Source organism: Streptomyces ardesiacus (genome assembly GCF_003112575.1).
Classification (GTDB): domain Bacteria; phylum Actinomycetota; class Actinomycetes; order Streptomycetales; family Streptomycetaceae; genus Streptomyces; species Streptomyces ardesiacus.
The window spans coordinates 1-1,588 of record NZ_BEWC01000030.1; the positions used below are offsets into that span (position 1 = coordinate 1).

The following is a 1,588-nucleotide window of genomic DNA, read 5'->3' on the forward strand; positions in this document are numbered from 1 at the left end:
CCAGAACCAGAACCAGAACCAGAACCCGCATCGGCACCGGAACCAGAACCCGCATCGGTCCCGGCACCGGCCTCCACACCGGCACGCACCAGACGCGGCACCCACCACACCCCGTCCCGCACCGCCACCTGACCCTCACCCGACACCACAGCACCCGACACCAACACCGACAACTCCGCCCCCGGCTCACCATCCACCAACACCACACGACCCGGATGCTCGTTCTGCACCGACCGCACCAACCCCCACACCGCAGCCCCCACCACATCAACACCCGAGCCAGAACCACCGCCGGCACCCCCACCAGCGTCGACCGCGCCCTCCGTCACCACCACCAGCCGCGACTCCGCCAAACGCTCCTCACCCAGCCACTGCTGAATGCCCGTCAGCACACCGCCGACCACGTCCCGCACACCGTCACCCGACACCTCCGCACCCGACCCCACCCGCAGCACCACCACATCAGGCACCACCCCCACACCCGACAACACCTCACCCAACTCACCCCACGACACCCCACCACCAGAACCAGAACCAGAACCAGAACCAGAACCAGCAGCACGCTCCTCCGCCCTCACCCACTCCACACCGAACAACCCATCCACACCCGACCCCACTCCGGACACCAACCCCTCCCCCAACGACCGCACCACCAACGACTCCACCGACGCGACGGGACGACCCATGTCGTCGGCGATGTCCACGGATGCCACGTCGGCAGAAGTGGCGCGCAAGCGGACCCGCAGGGTGTCGGCACCCGTGCCGCCCTCGTACAGCTCCACGCCGGACCACGTGAAGGGCAGACGGATTCCTACGCCGTCCTGCAGAGCGAGCGTGTGCAAGGCCGCGTCGAGCAGCGCTGGATGCAGGGTGAACCTGTTGAGATCCCGGCCGAGTGCTTCGGTCCCGATCTCGGCGAAGGTCTCTTCGCCGCGGCGCCAGGCCGCACGCACGCCCTGGAAGGCCGGACCGTAACTCAGACCCTCAGCCGCCAGGTCCTCATACATCCCCTCCACCACCACCGGCTCCGCACCCACCGGCGGCCACTCCGAAAGACCCGAAACCACCCCCACACCCGAACCCTCACCCGACTCCTCCACCACCACACCAGAGGCATAACGCACCCAACCCGCCTCGTCCTCACCCAACCCCTCACCCCGACCGAACACCGACACCTCACGCCGGCCCCCACCATCCACCGCACCCACGATCACCTGAACATCCACACCACCCGACTCCGGCAACACCAACGGCGCCACCAACGCCAACTCCTCCACCCGCCCACACCCCACACGACCACCAGCCGCCACCACCAACTCCACCAACCCAGCACCCGGAAATACCACCGACCCCGCCACCGCGTGATCCGCCAACCACGGATCCGTCGCACACGACAACCGCCCCGACAACACCACCCCACCCGAACCCGCCAACACCACAACCGACCCCAACAACGGATGACCCACACCACCCACACCACCAGCACCACCCACACTGTCCCGCCAAAAACGCTCCCGCTGAAACGCATACGTCGGCAACTCCACCCGCCGACCACCACGCCCCGCGAAGAACGCCTCCCAGTCCACCG

The 1,588-nt window shown here is 67.8% G+C and carries 1 protein-coding gene; it reads right to left on the minus strand.

Features of this window, described 5'->3' with window-relative positions; genetic code table 11:
* Positions 1-1,586: SpnB-like Rossmann fold domain-containing protein (locus tag Sdi02f_RS36805; protein WP_368668300.1), on the minus strand; the 1,586-nt coding region annotated here is incomplete at its 3' end.
* Between the last annotated feature and the right edge of the window lie 2 nt (positions 1,587-1,588).